Origin of the sequence: Guyparkeria sp. (assembly GCF_041687595.1) — a bacterium.
Classification (GTDB): Bacteria; Pseudomonadota; Gammaproteobacteria; order Halothiobacillales; family Halothiobacillaceae; genus Guyparkeria.
Map to the genome: position 1 here is coordinate 2,944 of NZ_JAWLBP010000031.1, position 20,979 is coordinate 23,922.

Consider the following 20,979-nt stretch of genomic DNA (forward strand, 5'->3'; position numbering starts at 1 on the left):
GGAGAAGACGAAATGCTGGGCGTGATGGACCAGAACGCCCGAGGCAAGCTCGATGCCACCCTGACCAGCGGCATGCAGGCAGGCGGCGGCGTGGGTCCGGGTGCCGGCCAAGGCGGCCCGGCACGCTAAACCCCTCCAATGCGGGTCAAGGCCGGGGCAACCCGGCTGCCCCGCCGGCAGGCGTAACGATAAAGCCCCGCTAGCGATGCTGGCGGGGCTTTTTACATGCCCGGCACCTCTCCTCGATGCCAGGGCGGACGATATGGCGTTCCCCAAAAGGGGACCCCTTCGCGATGCAAACGGCATCTCGGGCCCATTAGCGATAGCCGCATCCCGATGGACCGTATTGATGAAACCAGGGTTAGCCCGCCTTGTTTCAAAACCGGAAAAGGCGTCTTGGAGACCATCGCCCCCAAGCGAGAATCCCACGTGACTACCCGGCGATTGGAGGGAATCACCTTGGTGCCGGCCTGGATCAAACAATCCGGGACCACGGGGCGCCGTTATCTCGCCTCATACATCCCGGCACCGACAACCCACTCTTCATCCTTGACGCGCACGCGTCGTACGTGAGCCACCTTGCGCACCGACTCGGCGGAACCGGGCCGGGGCCAGTAGTACTCCACCCAGGCACTGCCGCCTTCCGTTCGGGTGATCATTTCCTTCACGAGACGATTCCCCGCGGCGTCTTCGTAATCCATGAGATTACGCCCTTCCAGGTTGGGGAATGCCGGGTTTACGAGTTCGGTCCCGGCGGTATCCAGCACGAAGACATAGGTGTCCATGAAGATGAACTCGTCAGACGCGTCGCGCAACCGGGCGAACGCAGTTTGGCCGCGCTCCTCGAGGAGCTTGGCGGCATCGTCGACGAGGTCGATCAGGATAGCCCGCGTCAGCGGCATGTCGTACTGTCCGGAACCGACCAGGTAGCGCTCACCATCGGGACCGACGGCGCGTTCGATGTAGGTCGACTTCCAGGAAGGAAAGAGCTCGTTTGGCCGGGGCCATTGGTAGTGGACCCAACCGTGACCCGGCTCCGTGGCCGCCTGCTCCACAAACCAGACTCCGATGGGTTTGTCGTTGATGTCCCTCAAACCGAGCATGTTCCGTCCTTCCGCGGCGGGGTCCGGCGGGTAGACGTAGCGTGTACCGTCCAGACCCCACACGAAGACATAGCGGTCCCCCTGAAACCATTCGCCCCCTCGCCTGCGAAAGTCCTCGAACGCCGCTTCGCCTTCCTGGCTCAGCTTGTGGACAGCCTCTTTCACGAAAGCGGACAACTGCTCATGGCTGACTGCCGTTTCGGCCTGCGTCACACCGGTCGTGACGACCAGAAGCATCGTGAGCACTGCGCTCATAAGGACGCGCCGTGCGCCGCCTGCATGAATGGAGCCGGCTGTTCGCATTCTTGCAGGCTTGCCGTTCAGCATCCGGGGGCTCCGCGGTTTCGAAGACGAATCGGCCATTCGTTTGGCCCTCCACTCGGTGGATCTGTCATCGTGCGTATTCAAGATTAGCAGCAGTTCCCGGGGCGACTCATTTTCCTTCCTCTTTGGAGGCGAACCGAAGTCGAGTTCACCACCGACTCCTTGGCGCGAATCTGTCGGATCAGGATTAACGGGCGCTCATGGTCAATGACAAGCCGGATGTCGCGATGATGGGATCACGGGCCCATGAATGGCGGGGGCAACGGTTAGCCGGGCATGGCCTTCGATTCGGGACCGCCAGCAGACGCGCTGGCACGCCTCACTCGAGACAGGTCAGGCCGGAAAACCGAAGCAAACCTCCCGGGTCAAGGCCGGGCGCGCCTCCCGGGCGCCCCCGGCAGGGACAACGAAAAAGCCCCGCCAGCGATAACCGCTGGCGGGGCTTTTTGCGTGCCCGGAACTTCTTCAGATCCCGGCAAAAGTATGGCGTCCCCAAGGGGATTCGAACCCCTGTTACCGCCGTGAAAGGGCGGTGTCCTAGGCCTCTAGACGATGGGGACCTAGTGTGGCCGGGGCCTCTCGACCCCGCCCGATTTTCGGGTCGATCACCACGCCTGGTAGTGACCAACAATTAGGGCAGCACGTGTATCACGCACTGCCCTAACAAATGGCGTCCCCAAGGGGATTCGAACCCCTGTTACCGCCGTGAAAGGGCGGTGTCCTAGGCCTCTAGACGATGGGGACCTAGATGGCGCGCCCGGGAAGATTCGAACTCCCGACCTTCTGGTTCGTAGCCAGACGCTCTATCCAACTGAGCTACGGGCGCTTTGGCTCCCCGAGCTGGACTCGAACCAGCGACCCAGTGATTAACAGTCACTTGCTCTACCAACTGAGCTATCGGGGAATACGTCTCTCGACGTGGGGCGGCATATTAATGATCCGAGGGGGAGGCGTCAACACCTTCGGCATAAAAAATGCGGTCATCCGTACCGCTGCACCGCCCCGCCGGAGCGCGTTCCGCTCGGTACGCGGAACGCTTCCCGGCCCTGTTCGACCCCAAGCGGTTGATTCGGCATGGCATTGCCATCTCGACACGTTCGGGGGTCAACTCGGGAAGCCGTTTAGACCCGGCTCAGAGGAACTCCAGTTCCTCGGCCACGGCCTCGGCACCCCGGCGGGCGCACATCTCGTCGGTCTCGCCCGAGGGAGCGCCCGACACGCCGATGGCGCCGTAGGTCTTGCCACCGGCCTCGATGGTCACGCCACCGGCACCCATCATGAGCCCCGGCACGTTGCCCAGGGCGCCCTGGCCGCGCTCCTCGAGGGTAGACGTGGCCGTATTGAACGACATGGCCGTGTAGGCCTTCATCTTGGAGATGCTGAGGGTCAGATCCGGGGCAAGCACGTCGCGGAGCACGACCTGTTCGTTGCCGCCCCGGTCAACGACCGTCACCCCGACCTGGATACCCTCGTCACGGCAAGCCTCGATGGTCGCCTGGGCAGCCTTGAGCGCCATCTCCATCGACAGGCGATCGACGCCGACGGTGAGCGGCTGGTCGGATGCCGAGGCCATGCCGGCCGACCCGGCCACTGCCAGGCCGGCGGCCAGAGCGGTGCGACGGATGCTGTTGCGGATGGTTTTCATTACGTTTCCTTCCTCTGGGTTAGTTCTCGGTTTTCCGGGCTCGCTTGGCCCCTTGGTTTTCAAGCGTGAACGTGAATTGCTGTCAGTCCAGCGTCGGGTAGTCAATGTAACCCTTCTCCCCACCACCGTAGAAAGTACTGGAGTCGGCCTCGTTCCACGAAGCACCCCGCCGGATGCGCTCGACCAGGTCGGGATTGGCGATGAACGGCACGCCGAAAGCGACCGCATCGCCCCGACCCTCGCTCACGTCCGCTTCCGCCCGGGAGAGGTCGTACTGGTAGTTTCGGATGACCGGCCCGTCGAACAGAGGCACCAGATCGGCCAGGTCGAAAGCGGGTCCAGCCGCACCCGGTTCGTCCTCGCCCATGCCGGCAATATGCAGGTAGGCCAGCCCGCGCGGGTTCAGCCTGCGCACCAGATGGGAGAACGTCTCCCAGGGATTGCTGTCGGACATGCCGTTGAATGGCTGCAGGGGCGAGATCCGGATTCCCGTACGTGACGCGTCGGCCACGTCGGTGACCGCATCGAGCACCTCGTCGAGGAACCGCATGCGATTCTCGAGCGACCCGCCGTAGCGGTCGGTCCGCTTGTTGGTGCCGTCGCGCAGGAACTCGTCGATCAGGTACCCGTTGGCGGCATGCACCTCCACGCCGTCGAAGCCCGCCTCCAGTGCACGCTCGGTGGCCCGGGCGTAAGCCTTGACCAGTTCCGGGATCTCTTCGCTCTCCAGGGCCCGGGGCGTCTCGAAGGGCTTCTTCTCCCCCGACGGCACGTAGCCCTCGCCGTCGATGGCGATCGCCGACGGCGCTACGGGCAGCTTGCCTCCGGGCTGGAAGTCGGAATGCGACACCCGCCCGACGTGCCAGAGTTGGAGCACGATCCGACCCCCGGCATCGTGCACGGCTCGGGTGATCATCTCCCAGCCGGCCTGTTGCTCGTCGCTGTGAATGCCGGGAGTGGCCGGATACCCTTGCCCTTCGGGCACCACCTGGGTGGCCTCGCTGATGATCAGGCCCGCACCGGCGCGCTGCCGGTAGTAGGTCCGCATCATCTCGTTGGGGATATTGCCCGGCACCGTCGCCCGGCAACGGGTCAGGGGCGCCATGACCACGCGGTTGGGCAATGCCAGGTCACCAAGGGCGACCGGGGTAAGAAGCACGGAAGTCTGACTCATGGAACCTCGAAGACGGTTGGTGCCGGCACCGACCGGGTATCGGGTTCGGGCCGGCAGGAAGATTTGGTTAGCTGGCTACTTTGTAGCCGACGTCGGGACGAATTGCCAATCTCACCGTTCGCCAAGACGCCCGACGTCAGTGACGGGCCGGGGCGCTGTCGGCCTCCTGGACCAGGATCCAGGGCGGGGTAACCACCGCCCACAGGGTCGCTTCGCCCCCCGCCCAGCGTCGCGCGGTGTCGGTGTCCAGCGGGGCCACCTGCCCCGCCTCCTGCCAGGTCTTGAAGCGCTCGGCCCGGTCACGGACCATCGCCATCGCCACGTCGACCAGGTCGATGGCCCCATCGACCTTCACGATCTGCCCCTTGGCGAAGAAGCGTTCGAGCTCTTCCCAGTCGGCCTTGGCCGTCTGCCCCACCAGTTCGTGGTAGAGCGCATCGTCGTCCATGCTGGGGTCCGGCGGTGTCTGCGGATTGTCGCGGATTTCTGTCATGATCTGCCCTTCTTGAAATTTGTTCCGAGAGGAGAACCTGCCGATGGCGAAGCGCCGGAGACCTGCGCCCGACCGCTCGAGCTACCTCAATCATCGCAGCCGGAGCGAGGTGATCCGGGCGCCGGACGGCTCGCGGGTGCGCGAACTGATGCATCCGAGCCATCACGCCATCGAGCGGATGAGCGTTGCCGAGGCCGAGGTCGAACCCGGGCATTCGACACGGCTGCACCGCCATCCCATCGCCGAGGAGGTCTATCACATCCTTGACGGCGCCGGTGTAATGGATCTGGACGGGGAACGATTCGCGGTAGTCCCGGGTGATATCATCCGGATCGCACCCGGCCAGGCTCACCGGATCGAGACGAAGAGCGAGGCACCCCTGCGTTTCCTCTGCATCTGCCAGCCGGCCTATCGCGACGAGGATACCGAATTCGTCGACCCCGTCGCCCCGAACGAGAACGAAAGCGAAGCCTGAACGACATGGTCATCCAACGCAGCACCCTGGAATTCCTGCTCGTCACCCTGATCCTGGGCAGCATCATGGTCGCCACCCTGTACCTCGGGCACGGCGCCGGCGTGCTGCTCTTCCTGATCTGGGGCGTCAGCCTGGCGATCTATCTCAAGCGCAAGTCGAAGGCCACCGAGCCGCGGCAAGACGACAACAACCCGTCCTGACGCCGGCAGTCAGTCCGACGCGTCCTCGGCCAGTTCCCGGCGCACGCGCTCGAGGTCGGTCGACGTGTCCACCCCCGGCGGGGGTGTGACCTCGGCGATCTCGATGGCGATCGTCTCGCCCATCGACAGCGCGCGCAGCTGCTCGAGCTTTTCAAACTGCTCCATTTCCGGGCTCGGCGTTTCCACGAATCGCCGCAGGAACCCCGCCCGGTACGCGTACAACCCGAGGTGACGGAAACCGTAGATGCCGGCCTCGCCGGGTTCGGGCAGGCCGTCCCGGTGAAAGGGGATCGGTGCGCGCGAGAAGTACAGGGCCTCGTCCCGCTCGTTCGCCACCACCTTCACCGCGTCCGGCGACAGGAACTCCCGTTGCTCGACGATCGGCACCATCAGGGTGGCCATGGCGGCATCCGGCTTGGACCGAAGCAGCCTGGCCACCTGGGCCAGCAGTATTGGCGGCATCATCGGCTCGTCGCCCTGCAGGTTGACCACCACCGTCTCGTCCGGCAGCTCGAGGAAGTCGATCACCTCCGCCAGCCGGTCGGTGCCCGACTCGTGCCCTTCGCTGGTGAGCACGGCACGCGCGCCGATGGCGTTGACCGCCTCCTGGATCCGCTCGTCATCGGTGGCCACCACCACGTGCTCGCTGCCGGCCGCCACCGCGCGTTCATAGACCCACTGGATCATGGGGCGCCCGTTGATGTCGGCCATCGGCTTGCCCGGCAGGCGGCTGGAGGCATAGCGCGCCGGAATGATGACCCAGTCGTCCTCGGCCATCATGATCCGGACTCCCCCGCCGTGGCCGGGTGCTTCTTGCGCCAGGCCTCGTACTCGTCGTCGGACAGCCTGCGCGCCTCGTCCTCGAGCATGACCGGAATGTCGTCCCGGATCGGGTAGGCGAGATGGGCCGAAAGCGAGATCAGCTCGGCATTGGCCTTGTCGTAGATCAACGGCCCCTTGGTGACGGGACACACGAGGATGTCGAGAAGCTTCTTGTCCATCGGCAGGCTTACCTTGTTGTCGGTTGGTTCTTGCGCCGGGCCTCGAGGCCGGCGATGGCCCGGTCCAGCAGCGTCCGGGGCAGCGCGATGCCCCCACGCGCCACCAGTACCTGGCCGGGGCGGTCGGGCGGCATGGGCCATTTCACCGCATCCTTCTCGGTGATGACAATCGTACGCCCCTTGTGCAGTAGTCGCCCCACCATCTCGGCCTCCGGCGCAGCGTGATCATCGAGGGGTACGGCATCGACTTGTATCCCGCTGGCCACGAGCATGTCGAAGAACCGCGACGGGTTGCCGATACCGGCGATGGCCGTCACCCGCTCGCCCCTCAGGGCATCCGGCGGACATTCGCTGCCGTCGAAAAGATCACGAAACCCCTCGAGGGCGAAATCGATCCGGTACGTCTCGGGATTGCCCCCTTCGTCCGCGGGCAGCCCCGTGGTCCCGCTTGGGCCATTGATCAGCACCGCGTCCACCGATCCGAGCCGATCGGGATGTTCGCGCAGCGGACCGGCGGGCAGGCAGAAGCCGTTTCCCAGTCCCCGCTTGCCGTCGACGATCACCCACTCGACATCACGCGGCAGACGATGGTGCTGCAGGCCATCGTCGCTGACGATCACGTCGACTTCCGGGTAGCGTGCCAGCAGTTGCTCGGCGGCCTGTCGCCGGCGCGGATGGACGACCACCGGCGCACCGGTGCGCTGCCGGATCAGCCAGGGCTCGTCGCCGCAGGTCGTCGCCCCGTCGGCCTCGGCCAGATCCAGGGGTTCGATGCCGAGCTTCACGCCAAATCCGCGGCTGACCACACCGGGCTGCCAGCCGGCCTCCCGCAACGCCTCGACCAGCGCGATTACCACGGGGGTCTTGCCGGTACCACCCACGGTGACGTTTCCCACGACCACCACCGGGCACTTAAGCCGGCGCGGTCGGGCACGGCGGAGCCTCCGTTCGGCCTCCCGGCAGACCAGCGCACCGAGCGGCCAGAGCAGCCACGCAGTAAGACCTCGTCGCTGCCAGAAAGCCGGGTAACGCATCACCACGCTCCCATCAGGCATCGTCCTGCTCGGCGAACTGCAGCCGATACAACGCCGCGTAGGCCCCGTCGGCCGCCAGCAGTTCGGCGTGGCCACCCTGCTCGACCACCCGACCTCCTTCCATCACCACGATGCGGTCGGCGTGCTCGATGGTCGACAGGCGGTGGGCGATCACTAGCGTGGTCCGGCCCCGGGTCAGGTTTTCCAACGCCCGCTGGATGTACCCCTCCGAGCGGGTATCCAGCGCCGAGGTGGCCTCGTCGAGCAGCAGGATCGGCGCGTCCCGGTACAGGGCGCGGGCGATCGCGATGCGCTGTCGCTGGCCACCGGACAGCAACACGCCGTTCTCACCCACGCTGGTATCGAAACCCTCGGGCAGATGCTCGATGAATTCCTCGGCGAAGGCCGCCCGGGCGGCCTCGCGCACACGATCCATGTCGAATGCGGCGCCATCGGCATAACCGATGTTGGCGGCGATGCTGGCGTTAAACAGCACCGTCTCCTGCGAGACGTAGGCAAACTGCCGCCGGAGTTCGGCCAGCGGCAGTGCATCGTGCGGCGTGTCGTCCAGCAGGATGCGACCGCGCTGGATCTCGACGAATCGCGGCAGCGTGCCCATCAGGCTCGACTTGCCGGCACCCGACTGGCCGACGAAGGCGACCGTCTGGCCGGCCGGGATCTCGAGGTTCACCCCGCGCAACACCCAGTCCTCGTCCGCAAACTCCCCGGACGATGCTTCCCGGTAGCTCAACCACACGTCCTCGAACGCGATCCGGCCGCTGACGCGGTGCGCCGTCCCGGTGCCGGCGTCGTGCTCGCGGGGCTCGTCGAGCAGCGCGAAAAGGCTTTCGCCCGCCGCGATGCCCTTCTGGATCACGGCGTTGAGGTTGATCAGGCGCTTGGCCGGGGCCAGCGTCATCGCCAGGGCGGTGATGAACGACACGAAGGTGCCCACGCTGATCTGGTCCATACGATCGCCGCTGGTGGCGAACCACACCACGCCGGCCACCCCGATGGCCAGCACGAACTGCGTAATCGGCGAGGAGGCCGCCTGCACGGCCTGCATCTTCATGAAGGCACGGAAGTTGTACTGGTTCTGCCGCGCGAACCGCTCGCTTTCGTAGTCCTCGCCACCGTAGAGCTTGACCACGCGGTGCCCGGTGATGGTTTCTTCGGCGACGTGGGACACCTTCCCCATGGACTCCTGGATACGCCGCGCATAGCGCCGGAAGGCCCGCGAGATGCCCGCCACCATGCCGACCAGCAACGGCAGCAGCACCAGGATGAAAAGCGTGAGCTGCCACGACAGGTACAGCATCCAGATCAGCAGGCCGATCACCGTGACGCTGTCCCGGATCAGGATCGTCAGGGCCTTGGAGGCGGCCTCGGAAACCTGCTCGCTCTGGTAGTTGAGCCGGGTGAGGACCTCGGTGGACGGCACGCGATCGAAGTACCGCGGCGGCAGGTGCAGCACCTGATCAAAGGTGTCGCTGCGCAGGTCACGGATCACCGAGCGCCCCACCCAGGCCATGCCGTAGTTCGAGGCGAACTCGCCGATCACGCGGAAGACGAACACGCCCAGCAGGGCCAGCGGCATCAGCATGATCAGGGTCGGATCGCGTTCGACGAAACTGCCGTCGAGCAGCGGCTTCATCAGGGCGGCGAACCCTACTTCGGAGAGCCCGGCGACCACCATGCCGATGATCGCGATCACCAGCACGCGCGTGTAGCGCCAGGTGTAGGCCAGCAGCCGGCGGTAGGTGACCCAGCCGGCCGACGCGTGTGCGCGCGCCTTGAGCGACTCGTCGCTCATTTGGGAGGGATGGTCCCCAGGCCGATCTTCTCGATGCCCGCCCGTCGGGCCATGTCGAGCACCGTCACCACGCGCTGATTGACCACCTCGGCATCCGCCCAGAGGAGCACCGGCCGACCGTCGTCGGCGATCTCCCGCAACCGTTCGGGCAGGAGGTCAGGTTCGACCATATGGCCGTCGACGGCGATGTTGCCCTGGGTGTCGAGTTCGATGACGTGGTTCTCGATGTCCGCCCGCTCCTCGCTACCGGCTTCGGCCTTGGGCAGTGCGACGTTCAGGGCCCGGTCGTGCACGAACGTGGTCGTCAGCATGAAGAAGATCAGCAGCATGAAGACGACATCGATCAACGGAATCAGGTTGAGCTCCAGCGGCTCGCGTGTCCGATGCCGGAAGTTCATGCCGAGCGCCTCCGGGCGTTGTCGACCGGGTGGAGCATGTCGACCAGGCGGATCGCGTCACTTTCCATGTCGATGATCAGCTCGTCGATCAGGCCGCGGAAGTAGCGATGGAAGATGAACGCCGGCACGGCCACCATGATGCCAGCCGCCGTGGTGACCAGCGCCTTGGCGATGCCGCCGGCCAGCAGTTCGGGCGGCACCATGCCACCGCTGCTGTTCGACGTGATCGCCTGGAAGACGTCGATGATGCCGATGACCGTTCCCAGCAGGCCCAGCAGCGGAGTGATCAGGGCGATCGTGCCGAGGGTGTTGAGGTAGCGCTCCATCTGGTGGGCCACGTGGCGGCCGGCATCCTCGATCCGGGTGCGCATCTCCTGCGCCGAATGGCTGCCGGCCAGCCCCGCGGCCAGGATCTGACCAAGCGGGGACAGTCGCGCCAACTGGGATAGCCGAGCCTGGGTCAGTCCGCCGTGTCCAAGCCAGGACTGCACGGTCCCGACCGGATCGCCTCCCATCACCCGGCTACGCCGCAGGGTGTACAGACGCTCGAAGATGATCGCCATGGCGATCACCGATGCAATGATAATCGGCAGCATCATGCCGCCGCCAGCCAATACCAAGTCAAGCATGTTCCTGATTGAACCTCTTCCCTGAAAAATGTCGGTTGAAGAAAAAACGGTCGGCAGCACCCGCTGCCGCCGGGTAGCCGTCCGGTCAGAAAGGCGAGACCGCCTTGCCTTCCGGCCAGCGCACGCGGTAGGCGAAATCGATCTGCCAGGGCTGGTCGGGCGCCAGTTCACGACGGTAGGCCCAGACTCCGGCCTGCCCGTCGTAGTCCCGTTCCGCCGGGCTGGTCATGTCCCCGAGCGGCTCGACCACGATATCGGCATCCAGCGCCGTGGGCAGGCGCATGAGCACGGTCACCGGGACCGCCTGCTCGTGACGACTGTTGACCACCACCTGGCGGCGTCGTTCCACCTGGTTGAACTTGCCGATCAGTCCATGGCCCGCCCGCTCGTCGGGAGGATGCTTGTATTCCACAGCCAGCCGGGGGTCCACACCGAAGCTCAGTTCGACTTCCTCGTCCGGTCCCAGTCCGCCACGCGACATGCTCGCCTGCTGCTGGCCATCCCTATGGATTTCCCAGCGACCGGCCGGCAGCGGATGGGCGACATTGGGTTCGAACCGCCCAACCAGCACCGCATCCCGCGAAGTCTGGGGCGCGATGCGCAGTTCGATATCGGCATCGAGGGTCTGCTCGAACACCTCGAGGCTTACCCCGCCCGGCCCGCTGGGGATCCGCGACGGCTTGTTGATGGCGATCCGGGAGGCAAAACCGGTCTCGTCCGTGGCACTGGCGCCCTCGATCGCCCTGTCGGACATCAGGGACGGGGCCATCATCGTGAGCGGTTCGACGGGAGGACGCCCGTCCGGGTCGACGAACCCGATGGTCAGGGGTGACAGCGCGGGCACTGGGTAGAAACGCCTATGGTCGCTGGTCACCAGCGTCATCGAGGCCGCCGGCCAGTCCTCGCCGGTCTGCTGGTGGACGTGCGCGGCCATGCGCCAGTCGACCCGGCGTTCGATCGTGTCCAGCCGCGCCTGGTAGACCGGCTCCCAGCCGGCCCGCTGGACGCGATAGTCCAGTCGAATGGCCGGGGCGTCTGCGGATTCATCTTCGGTTGGCGCGCCGTTCAGCGGGATACCCACCTTCCAGCCCGGCTCGGCCGCTCGCAACTCCTCCAACCGATCGCGGAGATCACCCAGGCGTTCGTCACTCTCGGCTCTCCGGTCGAGAAGCACGCGCCGTTCCTCGGTCAGGCGACTCATCAAGTCGGCAACGGGTCCGTCGCCGGCCCAGATGGCGTCCAGGTTGCCCGCCTCGGGAGAAAGGCTCGCAAGCTGCTCGCGGGCGATTTCCCGGCGAAGACCATTGTCCTCGAGCAGGGCCCGGATCTCGCGCGCCTCGGCCTCGGCCTCGGCGAGTTGGGCCTGCAACCGGCGAAAGCGCGCCGTTTCGGTCACCTCTTCCCTCTCGGTACGCAAACCCATCGTCTCGTCGACCCGGCTGCCACTCACGCGCAGCGATCCGGTGTCCATGTCGGCGGGCAGCCCCAGTACCCACAGGCGACCTTGTTGCCCCGAAGCATCGGTCAACTGAAGGCCGTGGGAGTCGACCGCCCCGTCGGGGATCGACGCGATGGTTGCATCATCGAGGCGCCGGGTGATCCAGGCGCCCGACGGGGCGACCATGACCCCGTCGATGCCCATGGCGTGCTCGCCGGCTTCTTGTACCGCAACCGGGGCACCTTGCTCGTCGACCGCCGCCAGCCCGGGCGACAGGATGCTCAGACCGAGCAGCCCCAGCCCGACAGCGAGCGAGCGCCCCGGACGGCGATGCGGGATATCAGCCATGTTCCGGCAACTCATCGAGCACGCCTCCGCCGGCGCGTCGAACGCGAACCGCCTCGGCCAGCCGGTGGATCACCGCGCGGCTGTCGTCCCAGCCGATGCAGGCGTCGGTAATGCTCTGGCCGTAGGTGAGCGGCTTGCCGGGAACGACATCCTGGCGGCCGGCCACCAGGTGGCTCTCGACCATGGCCCCGACGATGCCCGAGTTGCCGCCGGCGATCTGCCCGGCCACGTCCTCGGCCACCTGGATCTGGCGAGCGTGCTGCTTCTGGCTGTTGGCATGCGAGAAGTCGATCATGAGCCGCTCGGGCAACTCCGTCTGGCGCAGTTGCTCGAGGGCTTCGCTCACGCTGGCCGCGTCGTAGTTCGTGCTGCGCCCGCCGCGGAGGATGATGTGACAGTCGGGGTTGCCGCTCGTGGCGAAGATCGCCGAGCGCCCGGCCTTGGTCACCGACAGGAAATGGTGCGGACGGGCCGAAGCACGGATCGCGTCGATCGCCACCCGCAACCCGCCATCCGTGCCGTTCTTGAAACCCACCGGGCAGGACAGCCCCGAGGCGAGCTCGCGGTGGACCTGCGACTCGGTGGTCCGCGCCCCGATCGCCCCCCAGGCGATCGAGTCGGAGATGTACTGCGGACTGATCAGGTCGAGGTATTCGGTGGCGGTGGGCACGCCCATGTCCGCCAGGTCGACCAGCAGCTCCCGGGCTACGCCCAGGCCCTTGTTGATGTTGAAGCTGCCGTCAAGGTCCGGGTCGTTGATCAGCCCCTTCCAGCCGACCGTGGTACGCGGCTTCTCGAAATACACCCGCATCACCAGAAGGATGTCCTCCTTGACCTCCTCGGCCAACTCGCGCAGGTGCCGGGCGTAGTCGCGCGCGGCCTCCACGTCGTGAATCGAGCACGGCCCCATCACGACCATCAGGCGATCGTCACGGCGAGTCAGGATGTCCTGAATGCCGCGACGCGCCAGGGCGACCGTTTCCGCCCCCTGCTCGGAGAGCACGTACTCGGCCCGGAAGACCTCCGGCGGGGTCAACTGGTGGATCTCCTCGATACGCAGGTCGTCGGTCTGTACGGTCATCTCTTCTGGTCGTCCGGTTACTGGTCGCGATGCCCCTCGAAAGGAGGCGGGGAAACGGTTCCCATGGTAAAGGCCAAGCGCGTTTTGCGCCATGGGGAGTCGACAAAAGCGGACACGCCCGGTGGAGGCTCGGGTGTGTTCAGCGCAACCGCCTGAGATCGCGCACCGGAAAGGTCCGGCTCAGCCGATCCCGCTTCTGCCGATCGAAGGTCGCCACGGCCACGGTGTCCGGCGATTCGCCGCAATCGGCGAGCACCTCGCCCCAAGGGTCGACGAGCATGCTGTGCCCCCAGGTCTGACGCCCGTCGGCATGACGCCCGACCTGGGCCGCCGCCGCCATCCAGCAGCCGTTCTCGATCGCCCGGGCGCGAAGTAGCACCTCCCAGTGCGCCCGGCCGGTGGCCTGGGTGAACGCCGACGGCAGGCAGAACCATTCCGCCCCCAGATCGACCAGGCGGCGAAACAACTCGGGAAAGCGCAGGTCGAAGCAGGTCGCCAGCCCCAGCCGGCCGGCGGGAGTATCCACAACGACTGGCTCGGTGCCAGCGCGGAATACGGCCGACTCCCGGTAGCTCTCCTGGCCGTCGGGCAGGGTCACGTCGAACAGGTGAATCTTGTCGTAATGGGCGACGATATCCCCGTTCGCAGCGATCACCAGTGTGCGCGGGACCACCCGATCGGGATCGTCCTCACCGTCGGGGGCGAAGGGCAGCGTGCCGGCTACCAGCCACATGCCCGTGCGCCGGGCCATGTCGCGAAGGTCCTCGACCGCTCGCGAGGTATCCACCCGGCCCATCGCCACCAGGTCGCGCGGATCGGCGGGCATTGCCAGCAGGTTCTCGGGCAGCACCGCCACGTCGGCCCCGCCCACGGCGGCCTGGCCGAGCAGCCCCTCGACCACGGGCCGGTTGCCTTTCCAGTCGGCCCGGCCGTTCATCTGCACCACGGCCACCCGCGGCTGTCGCTCGGCAGTTCCACTCATTGTCACCCCCTCCTGGCGTTCACTCCGCCTTGACGCTCGTCACGATCGGCTCGTCCAGGCTGCCACCGATGTGATAGGTCACATCCGGTTCAGGGGCCTGGTCGAGCTGCTTGAAGGTCTGCTGCAACGCCAGTATCGCGCCACCGACCAGCGGCCCGCCGGCCACCGTGCCGATCAACGGCAGCAACATGCCGTAATCGGCATAGATACGGGCAGTGAGGTCAAGCCGGCTCTCGATGAGCTCCATCCGGCCATCGATCAGGGCGGTAAGTGACGGGTTGACCAGTTCGAGGGCGTCGACGTTCAGCCGCCCCTGATCAAGGCGCAATCGCCCGGTCAGCGTCTCGAAGAACAGACCCTCGCGGGTGACGTCGCGGAAATCGAAGCGCAAGCGGTCGGCCAGCGCACCGAGACTCATCAGGCCCACCAGGCGACCGGCCCCGGGGGCGATCTGGCTGATCTCGCCCTCGGTCACCAGGAACTGGCTGTGCCCGATCGCCCGCGCGAGACTGAAGCTGGCCGGCGACCCTGGCCAGCTCAGCGACAGGTTACCCTCCTCGATCTGCCCGCCCGAGAGAGGCGAATTTCCGGTGATCGACGCGATCGCCGCACCGAGATCCCGGCTCTTTGCTGTCAGCATCAGGCGGGTCTGCTGTCCCTGCGGCGCCTCGCTTACGCCGTTGACGATCCGACCGCTCCCGGAAACCGACAGGTCCGGGTTCGGCAGCCAATCGACCCGGTCGAGCAGGTACTCGCCGCCCTGAACATGGGCGCCGAGGCGAAACTGCCCCATGGCCCGGTCGCCGAGAGTTAGGGCGCCCACCTCCAGCTCCACGCGCGGCAAAGCCGACAGGTCCCAGGCAGACAAGGGAGACGGATCCCGGTGGTCCGAGCCCTCGTCCGAATCGAGATGGTGGAGCCGGAGGCGTTCGAGCGCACCGGTCAATCGACCGGCGGACGCCTCCGTTCGCCCCGCCAATGTCACCTGGCCCCGGTTTTCCTCTCCCGCCACGGCCAGCCTCCAGCCTTCGCCCCGGGCAGACCAGTCCATCGCCACGTCCCTTAACTGCCAGTCACCGAGACCCAGCCGCCCGATGCGTGCGTCGACCTGCAAACCGCCGTCACCCGTCCCGCCGGACGGCATCGTGTCGATGTCCATCCAGGGATCGAGACGAAGGAGATCGAGATCCAGGTGCACCTGGTGGGGGGCGCCGCCCGTCAGGGAGACCTCACCGTCGCGATTGGAGATCAGGCTGCGGGCGAGCTGACCGTCGTCGAAACCGAGGTCGAAACGCCAACGCTCGTCGCCATCGATACGGCCGGAGAGGGTGCGAAGACGCCCCCCGTCAAGGGCCAGATCCACGACCAGCGGCCAAGCGGCTTCCTTGTCCTTGGCCAGCGGAGCCGGCAGGCGGCCTCCCAATCCGATCAGGTTGCTTTCCGCCCGGATCTCGACGGGTTCTCGGGCATGCGGCACGTCCACCCGGACCGACACGCCCGAGCCACCCTCGAGATGCTGCGGCAGGAATTCGGCGATCGCCGGACCCTCCTCACCGCCCAGCAATTCGCGCAGGCCGTCCGGCGTCAGGCGTGTCTCTGCGGTGACCCGCGTGGCCGGCATCTCCGAGTCGCGCGGCGCGACCCGGGCGTTGAACGGTCGACCGAGGAACAGGCCGCGGATATCGTCGGAGGAAAGCCGGGGACCGTCGAAGGCGAGGCGACCAGCCAGATCGTCGAGAGTGAAGCGCCCATTGCCCAGCCCGACACGGTTGCCGTCGAACACGAACCCGCCGGTGATCGACGGTGGCGGGGCGTCACGGTAGAGCCCGAGACCGATATCGAGATCGAAACGCCCCTCGCCCGTCGCCGAAATACCGGCAAGGGCATCTTCCCTCATGATGGGTGTGCGTCCGAGGCTCCACAGCAGGTCATCCAGCGGCAGACGCCGATCCAAGGCCACCTCCAGCCGCGGCGCTTCGAGTTCGAAAATGCTCACCCGGGAACCGCCGACATCGGCACGCGCCACCTGCCCTTCGTCGATCGATGCGTGGAACTGACGGTTGATGAAGGCGATATTCCCACTGGCTTCGGATAGCGCCGGCCATGCCTCCCTGAACGGCAGGGTGAGCCCGTCGAAGTCGAAGACGACCGAGAAGTGCCCCCCGCCCTCGTGGAACGGGGCTCGGGCCGGGTCGCCATGGAAAATGAACCGGCCCTCGCTGACCTGCCCCGTAGCCCCCTCGCCCTCCAGGGCGCGGTCCAGCCAGTCCAGAGCACCTGGCCCGATCAGATGCCGGGGAAGATAGGCCGGCGCCCGGCGGGTATCGGCCAGGGAGAAACCGGTGTCGATGCCGAGATAGCCGTCCCGCTCACCGGTGGCCTCGCGGAAGAAGAACCGCCCGCCAAGATCCAGCCCGCGGGAGGACAACTCCAGATCGGGGCTGTACAGGCCGACCCCGTGTTCATCGAACGAGTAGAGATGACCGCTGACATAATCCAGCCAAATCGGCTCACGGAACAACCCGGGAATGGCCAGGATGACGTCTCGCTGCTCGATCTCCGCCAGCCAGCCGGCCGGCTGGCGGTACAGGGTCAGATCCACCCCGGCCTCGCCCGACGCCGTGCCCACGACCGGTCGAAGCGGCACACCGGTGGTGTTGCCGAAGTTCTCCAGTTCGAGGAAGCCCTCGACCAGCCGGCCACCGTCGAATGCCAGTCGAACGTCCCGGGCTTGCCCGCGCGGCACGTTCTGGTCCAGGAGGTCCAGGAAGTCCGTGGGCAGGGGCGCGGCCGCCAGCCAGACGGCCAGATGCTCCAAATCCGCATGGTTGGTGGCAAAACTTAACCGCTCGCCCTGGGACAACATGCGGACGAAGTCCGTGGGCAGGCGGCCACCCTCCGTGGGACGGACATCGATATCCTCGGCATTCAGGCGCCAGCCCTGCTCCTCGCGGCGCCAGGCCAATCGGGTCGAGACCCGGGACACCTTGGCCTGGCGGTCCGACTGGTCAAGAAGGTTCTCGCGGGTGACCGCCAGTTCCGCGATGTCCGCGCGGATGGTGACATCCTGGAGGCGGCTTTCCCCCCACTCCAGCCAGAGCTGCCCGTCGAGGCGACCGGAATCGACCCGGGGCATGCCGACCTCGCAGTAGCCCGGGTCGACCTGCGCGGGACAACCGCCCAGCGTGCGACGGATGGTCGGCCCACCGTAGCGATCGAGCCGTTTCTGGACCTCCTTCAACCGCCAGTCGGCCACCTCGAGGAACAGTCGGACATCCATGTCCCGGCCGAACCGCCCCTCGCCGGAGAATCGCAGGGACTCGTCGCTGACACCGGGCAGCTCGGCCACACCCGAGGCCCGCCAGCCGTCACGTTCCATCTCGGCGGCGACGCTGAATACCAGGGTATCCCGGCGGCCGTCGGGAGCCTGGAATTCGACCTCGGCATCGCGAAGGCTAAGGTGCCCGAGTCGGGACACCTGCTGCTCGACCTCCGCCCAGGTGACCGGCTGGTCCTCGGCCTGGCGCCCGGGCTCCAGGGCCAGGTCGGCGATCGACCAACCTCCCTCCTCGTTCTGGATCAGGGTGAATCTCGCCCCGTCGAGGGTGATCTTGTCCGCCACCAGGCGGCGCTCGACGAGACTGCGCCGCCAGGACAGCCCGAGGCTCAGCGCCTCGAGTCTCGGCCCCGAGCCGACGGTCACGTCACGAAACACCACCTGGGGCTGGTAGCCCTGCCAGCGCAGGTCGACGGTACCGAACCGGACCGGCGCATCGAGCTGCGCGCTGACCATGGCCTCGAGATCCGGCTGGTACCGCTCGGCCCAAGGCAGGAGCGCCCGTGACATCCCGCTTAGCACCGCGACGAAAACCAGCAGGAATGCCACCGCCATCAACAGGCGGCGCATCCACTTTCGGACACGGCGTTCTTGGCTCTGGCTGCTCATCCTTATCCGTACCTGGCGCTTTGGCCCTGAGGTTCCTTCCCCCCGGTGCCCATGTATCCCTACATCAGGACGATGTCGTATTGCTCGGGCATGTAGTGCAGGTCTATCTGGAGTTTAAGCGGAACGCCGATGAATTCCTGCAACTCGGCCAAAGAGGTCGAGTCTTCCTCGCGCAAGCGGTCGATCACCGAGGCGCTGGCGATTACCAGCATGCTCTTGGGCTGGTACTGGCGGGCATCCCGGGTGACCTCGCGGAAAATCTCGTAGCAGACGGTTTCCGCGGTCTTCACCGAGCCGCGCCCGTCGCAGACCGGACAGGTCTCGCAAAGCACGTGTTCCAGCGATTCCCGGGTCCGCTTTCGGGTCATTTCCACCAGACCGAGCGTGGAGACATCGCAAACCTTGGTGCGGGCATGATCGCGCTCCAGTGCGCGATTGAGCGCCTGGTGCACCTGCACCCGGTGCTCGGGCTCGGCCATGTCGATGAAATCGATGATGATGATCCCGCCAAGATTGCGCAGGCGCAGTTGACGGGCGATGGCCGCGGCCGCCTCGAGGTTGGTCTTGAAGATCGTCTCCTCGAGCGTCTTGTGGCCGACGAACGCGCCAGTATTGACGTCGATCGTGGTCATCGCCTCGGTCTGGTCGATGACGATGTAGCCGCCCGACTTGAGCGCCACCCGCTTCTCCAGCGCGCGCTGGATCTCTTCCTCGATGTTGTGCAGCTCGAAGATGGGCCGCTCGCCGGGGTAGTGCTCGACGATCGGCAGGATGTCCGGGACCATCTCCTCGGCGAAGGAGACCGCGCGGTGGTAGGTCTCGCGCGAGTCGATGCGGATCTTCTCGACGAACTGGCCGAGGGTATCGCGCAACGTGCGCAGTGCCAGCGGCAGGTCCTCGTAGACGAGGCCCGGATCGGTCATCGCCTGCCGGCGCTCGGCGAGGTTCGCCCACAGGCGGCGCAGGAAGCGATAGTCATGCTGGAGCTGCCCGGCGTCGACACCCTCGGCGGCCGTGCGCAGGATCAGTCCGCCGACGCCGTCCAGGCTCCCTTCCTCCTCGACGATCAGCTCCGTCAGGGAGGTCTTGAGCCGGTCGCGCTCGGTCTTGTCCTCGATGCGGCTGGAGACGCCGATGTTGCGCCCGTTGGGAACGTAGACGAGGTAGCGCGAGGGAATGGTGATCTCGGTGGTCAGCCGGGCGCCCTTGGTGCCGATCGGGTCCTTGATCACCTGGACGAGAAGGTTCTGGCCCGGCCGGAGCAGCGTGTCGATCGAGGGCGGCGCCGATTCCACTTCGATATCCGGGGTGTCGGTCTTCAGCTCGACGTCCGAGACGTGCAGGAAGGCCGCCCGCTCCTCGCCGATGTCGATGAACGCCGCCTCCATGCCCGGCAGCACACGGGTCACGCGGCCGCGGTAGATGTTGCCCACCATCCCGCGCGAGCGCGAGCGCTCGATGTTGATCTCCTGCAGGACCCCGTTCTCGACCATCGCGATCCGCGTTTCCTGCGGGGTGATGTTGATCAGGACTTCTTCACTCATTGCTGAATTCTCGTTGGTATTCCTTTTCGCCCCGATCCATCCATGCCGGCCGGACACCGGAGCGGGCCAGCAGTGCTCGACTCGCGGCGAGCGGCAGGCCGACGACCGCGCTGCAGTCGCCCTCGACCCGCTCGACGAAACAGGCCGCCAGCCCCTGGATGCCGTAGCCGCCGGCCTTGTCCAGCGGTTCCCCGGTCTCGACATAGGCACGCACTGTCGCCTCGTCGAGCTCCGCCAGATGCACCGTCGAACTCGCCAGGATCTCCTCGACGTCCTCGCCGTCGCCGACCGCCACCGCGGTGATCACCCGGTGACCCCGCCCGGCCAGCGAAGAGAGCATCCGCACGGCGTCGGCGGCGTCGACCGGCTTGCCCATGGGCTCGCCTTCGGGCGAAATAACCAGCGTGTCAGCCGCCAGCAGCACCGCGCCTTCCGGTAGCGCCGGGTCGTCGAGCGCGGCGAACAGCTTCTCGCCAGCCAGCCGCATCGCGGCACGTTCCGCCGGCTCTCCCGGTCGCAGCGTCTCGTCGACCTCGCGCGGCGGGACGGCCCGGCCGGCGATGACGAAGCCTGCCTGCTCGAGCAACGCCCGGCGACGCGGCGAACCCGAAGCGAGCCAGAGCGTTGGTCGGCGGGAGATGTCGGCCGGGATCATGCGTTCATTCTAACGATTCGGCCCCTGCCTTGTCGGTCATTCGGCGAGGAAAGACCTGTCACGGGGTCAGTCCCGGTGATAGGGATGATTCTGGTGCAGCGACCAGGCGCGGTAGAGCTGCTCGGCAACCAGCACGCGCACCAGCGGGTGCGGCAGGGTGAGGGCCGACAGCCGCCAGGTCTCGTCGGCGCGCTGCCTGAGCGACTTGGCCACGCCGTCGGGCCCGCCGATCACCAGGGCGACATCCCGCCCATCGACCAGCCAGTCACCCAGCGAGGCCGCCCACTGGCGAGTGTCGCGATCCCGTCCGCGTTCGTCGAACAGGATCACGCGAGCCCCGGACGGGATGGCTCGCTCGATGCGCTCGGCCTCCATCGTCTTGACCCGGTCGATGTCGGCGTTCTTGCCCCGGGGAGCGGCGGGAATTTCCGTCAGGCGCACCGGGCAGCCGGCCGGCAGGCGCTTGAGATAGGTCTGCGTGCCCTCCTCGGCCCAGCCGGGCAGCTTGTGGCCGACGCTGATCAGCTCGATCCGCACGAATCAGGACGAGGCGTCACCGGCGGCCGGGGCCGACCAGAGTTTCTCGAGCTGATAAAGCGCGCGGGTCTCGGGCATCATCAGGTGGACGATCACGTCGATGAAGTCGACCAGCACCCACTCGGTCTGCGGCGTGTCATCGCCCTCGACGTTCATCGG

The 20,979-nt window shown here is 66.6% G+C and carries 20 protein-coding genes and 4 tRNA genes; 2 read left to right on the plus strand and 22 right to left on the minus strand.

The annotated features are described in order from the left end of the window. Positions 1 to 503: 503 nt before the first annotated feature. The 8 genes from ACESL5_RS06235 to ACESL5_RS06270 form a co-directional block, all read right to left on the minus strand. Positions 504 to 1,430, minus strand: a complete 927-nt coding sequence (locus tag ACESL5_RS06235) for a cache domain-containing protein (RefSeq protein ID WP_372591916.1) — start codon at positions 1,428 to 1,430, stop codon at positions 504 to 506. Between the two features lie 481 nt (positions 1,431 to 1,911). Beyond that, positions 1,912 to 1,987 (minus strand) — tRNA-Glu (locus ACESL5_RS06240). Between the two features lie 108 nt (positions 1,988 to 2,095). Next, positions 2,096 to 2,171 (minus strand) — tRNA-Glu (locus ACESL5_RS06245). 5 nt (positions 2,172 to 2,176) lie between these two features. After that, positions 2,177 to 2,253, minus strand: a tRNA-Arg gene (locus tag ACESL5_RS06250). Between the two features lie 2 nt (positions 2,254 to 2,255). After that, a tRNA-Asn gene (locus ACESL5_RS06255) sits at positions 2,256 to 2,331 on the minus strand. A gap of 228 nt (positions 2,332 to 2,559) precedes the next feature. Then, positions 2,560 to 3,072 (minus strand): GlcG/HbpS family heme-binding protein, encoded by a 513-nt coding sequence (locus ACESL5_RS06260; RefSeq protein ID WP_372591917.1) that lies wholly within the window; start codon positions 3,070 to 3,072, stop codon positions 2,560 to 2,562. Between the two features lie 82 nt (positions 3,073 to 3,154). Next, positions 3,155 to 4,246 carry an alkene reductase gene (locus ACESL5_RS06265; protein WP_372591918.1) on the minus strand — a complete coding sequence of 364 codons (1,092 nt, stop codon included), beginning with the start codon at positions 4,244 to 4,246 and terminating at the stop codon, positions 3,155 to 3,157. Between the two features lie 136 nt (positions 4,247 to 4,382). Continuing rightward, entirely contained in the window at positions 4,383 to 4,739 is a 357-nt protein-coding gene (locus ACESL5_RS06270; protein WP_372591919.1) for a DUF2288 domain-containing protein, read from the minus strand. Positions 4,740 to 4,782: 43 nt separating this feature from the next. Between ACESL5_RS06270 and ACESL5_RS06275 the strand changes: the two genes are divergently transcribed. Together ACESL5_RS06275 and ACESL5_RS06280 are read left to right on the plus strand one after the other, a co-directional pair. After that, entirely contained in the window at positions 4,783 to 5,214 is a 432-nt protein-coding gene (locus ACESL5_RS06275) for a cupin domain-containing protein (protein WP_372591920.1), read from the plus strand. Between the two features lie 5 nt (positions 5,215 to 5,219). Continuing rightward, the gene (locus ACESL5_RS06280) at positions 5,220 to 5,414 is read left to right on the plus strand and encodes a hypothetical protein (protein WP_372591921.1); all 195 of its coding nucleotides are present in this window, start codon (positions 5,220 to 5,222) and stop codon (positions 5,412 to 5,414) included. Between the two features lie 9 nt (positions 5,415 to 5,423). Here the strand turns inward: ACESL5_RS06280 and kdsB are convergent, their stop codons facing one another. The 14 genes from kdsB to ACESL5_RS06350 form a co-directional block, all read right to left on the minus strand. Continuing rightward, positions 5,424 to 6,194: a 3-deoxy-manno-octulosonate cytidylyltransferase gene (kdsB, locus tag ACESL5_RS06285; protein ID WP_372591922.1), complete on the minus strand. Its 771-nt coding sequence runs from the start codon at positions 6,192 to 6,194 to the stop codon at positions 5,424 to 5,426. Further along, on the minus strand, positions 6,191 to 6,415 hold the full coding sequence (locus tag ACESL5_RS06290) for a Trm112 family protein (RefSeq protein ID WP_372591923.1): 225 nt from the start codon (positions 6,413 to 6,415) through the stop codon (positions 6,191 to 6,193). Before ACESL5_RS06290 ends, kdsB begins: the two co-directional genes overlap by 4 nt. An 8-nt stretch (positions 6,416 to 6,423) precedes the next feature. Continuing rightward, positions 6,424 to 7,470, minus strand: coding sequence for a tetraacyldisaccharide 4'-kinase (gene lpxK, locus ACESL5_RS06295; protein WP_372591924.1), 1,047 nt, complete (start codon positions 7,468 to 7,470; stop codon positions 6,424 to 6,426). Then, positions 7,463 to 9,262, minus strand: a complete 1,800-nt coding sequence (gene msbA, locus ACESL5_RS06300; protein WP_372591925.1) for a lipid A export permease/ATP-binding protein MsbA — start codon at positions 9,260 to 9,262, stop codon at positions 7,463 to 7,465. Before msbA ends, lpxK begins: the two co-directional genes overlap by 8 nt. Continuing rightward, positions 9,259 to 9,660, minus strand: coding sequence for an ExbD/TolR family protein (locus tag ACESL5_RS06305; RefSeq protein ID WP_372591926.1), 402 nt, complete (start codon positions 9,658 to 9,660; stop codon positions 9,259 to 9,261). Before ACESL5_RS06305 ends, msbA begins: the two co-directional genes overlap by 4 nt. Then, on the minus strand, positions 9,657 to 10,289 hold the full coding sequence (locus ACESL5_RS06310) for a MotA/TolQ/ExbB proton channel family protein (protein WP_372591927.1): 633 nt from the start codon (positions 10,287 to 10,289) through the stop codon (positions 9,657 to 9,659). Before ACESL5_RS06310 ends, ACESL5_RS06305 begins: the two co-directional genes overlap by 4 nt. Before the next feature lie 85 nt (positions 10,290 to 10,374). Continuing rightward, a complete protein-coding gene (locus ACESL5_RS06315; protein WP_372591928.1) occupies positions 10,375 to 12,075 on the minus strand; it encodes a mucoidy inhibitor MuiA family protein in 1,701 nt (566 codons plus the stop codon). Further along, positions 12,068 to 13,156, minus strand: a complete 1,089-nt coding sequence (locus ACESL5_RS06320) for a 3-deoxy-7-phosphoheptulonate synthase (protein WP_372591929.1) — start codon at positions 13,154 to 13,156, stop codon at positions 12,068 to 12,070. Before ACESL5_RS06320 ends, ACESL5_RS06315 begins: the two co-directional genes overlap by 8 nt. A gap of 139 nt (positions 13,157 to 13,295) precedes the next feature. After that, positions 13,296 to 14,138 (minus strand): carbon-nitrogen hydrolase family protein, encoded by an 843-nt coding sequence (locus ACESL5_RS06325; protein ID WP_372591930.1) that lies wholly within the window; start codon positions 14,136 to 14,138, stop codon positions 13,296 to 13,298. Positions 14,139 to 14,157: 19 nt separating this feature from the next. After that, positions 14,158 to 18,045 carry a YhdP family protein gene (locus ACESL5_RS06330; protein ID WP_372591931.1) on the minus strand — a complete coding sequence of 1,296 codons (3,888 nt, stop codon included), beginning with the start codon at positions 18,043 to 18,045 and terminating at the stop codon, positions 14,158 to 14,160. Between the two features lie 98 nt (positions 18,046 to 18,143). After that, entirely contained in the window at positions 18,144 to 19,628 is a 1,485-nt protein-coding gene (rng, locus tag ACESL5_RS06335) for a ribonuclease G (RefSeq protein ID WP_372591932.1), read from the minus strand. Next, positions 19,621 to 20,283 (minus strand): Maf family protein, encoded by a 663-nt coding sequence (locus tag ACESL5_RS06340; protein WP_372591933.1) that lies wholly within the window; start codon positions 20,281 to 20,283, stop codon positions 19,621 to 19,623. Before ACESL5_RS06340 ends, rng begins: the two co-directional genes overlap by 8 nt. A 66-nt stretch (positions 20,284 to 20,349) precedes the next feature. Further along, positions 20,350 to 20,820: a 23S rRNA (pseudouridine(1915)-N(3))-methyltransferase RlmH gene (rlmH, locus tag ACESL5_RS06345; RefSeq protein ID WP_372591934.1), complete on the minus strand. Its 471-nt coding sequence runs from the start codon at positions 20,818 to 20,820 to the stop codon at positions 20,350 to 20,352. A gap of 3 nt (positions 20,821 to 20,823) precedes the next feature. Further along, positions 20,824 to 20,979: RsfS/YbeB/iojap family protein (locus ACESL5_RS06350; RefSeq protein WP_372591935.1), on the minus strand; the 156-nt coding region annotated here is incomplete at its 5' end.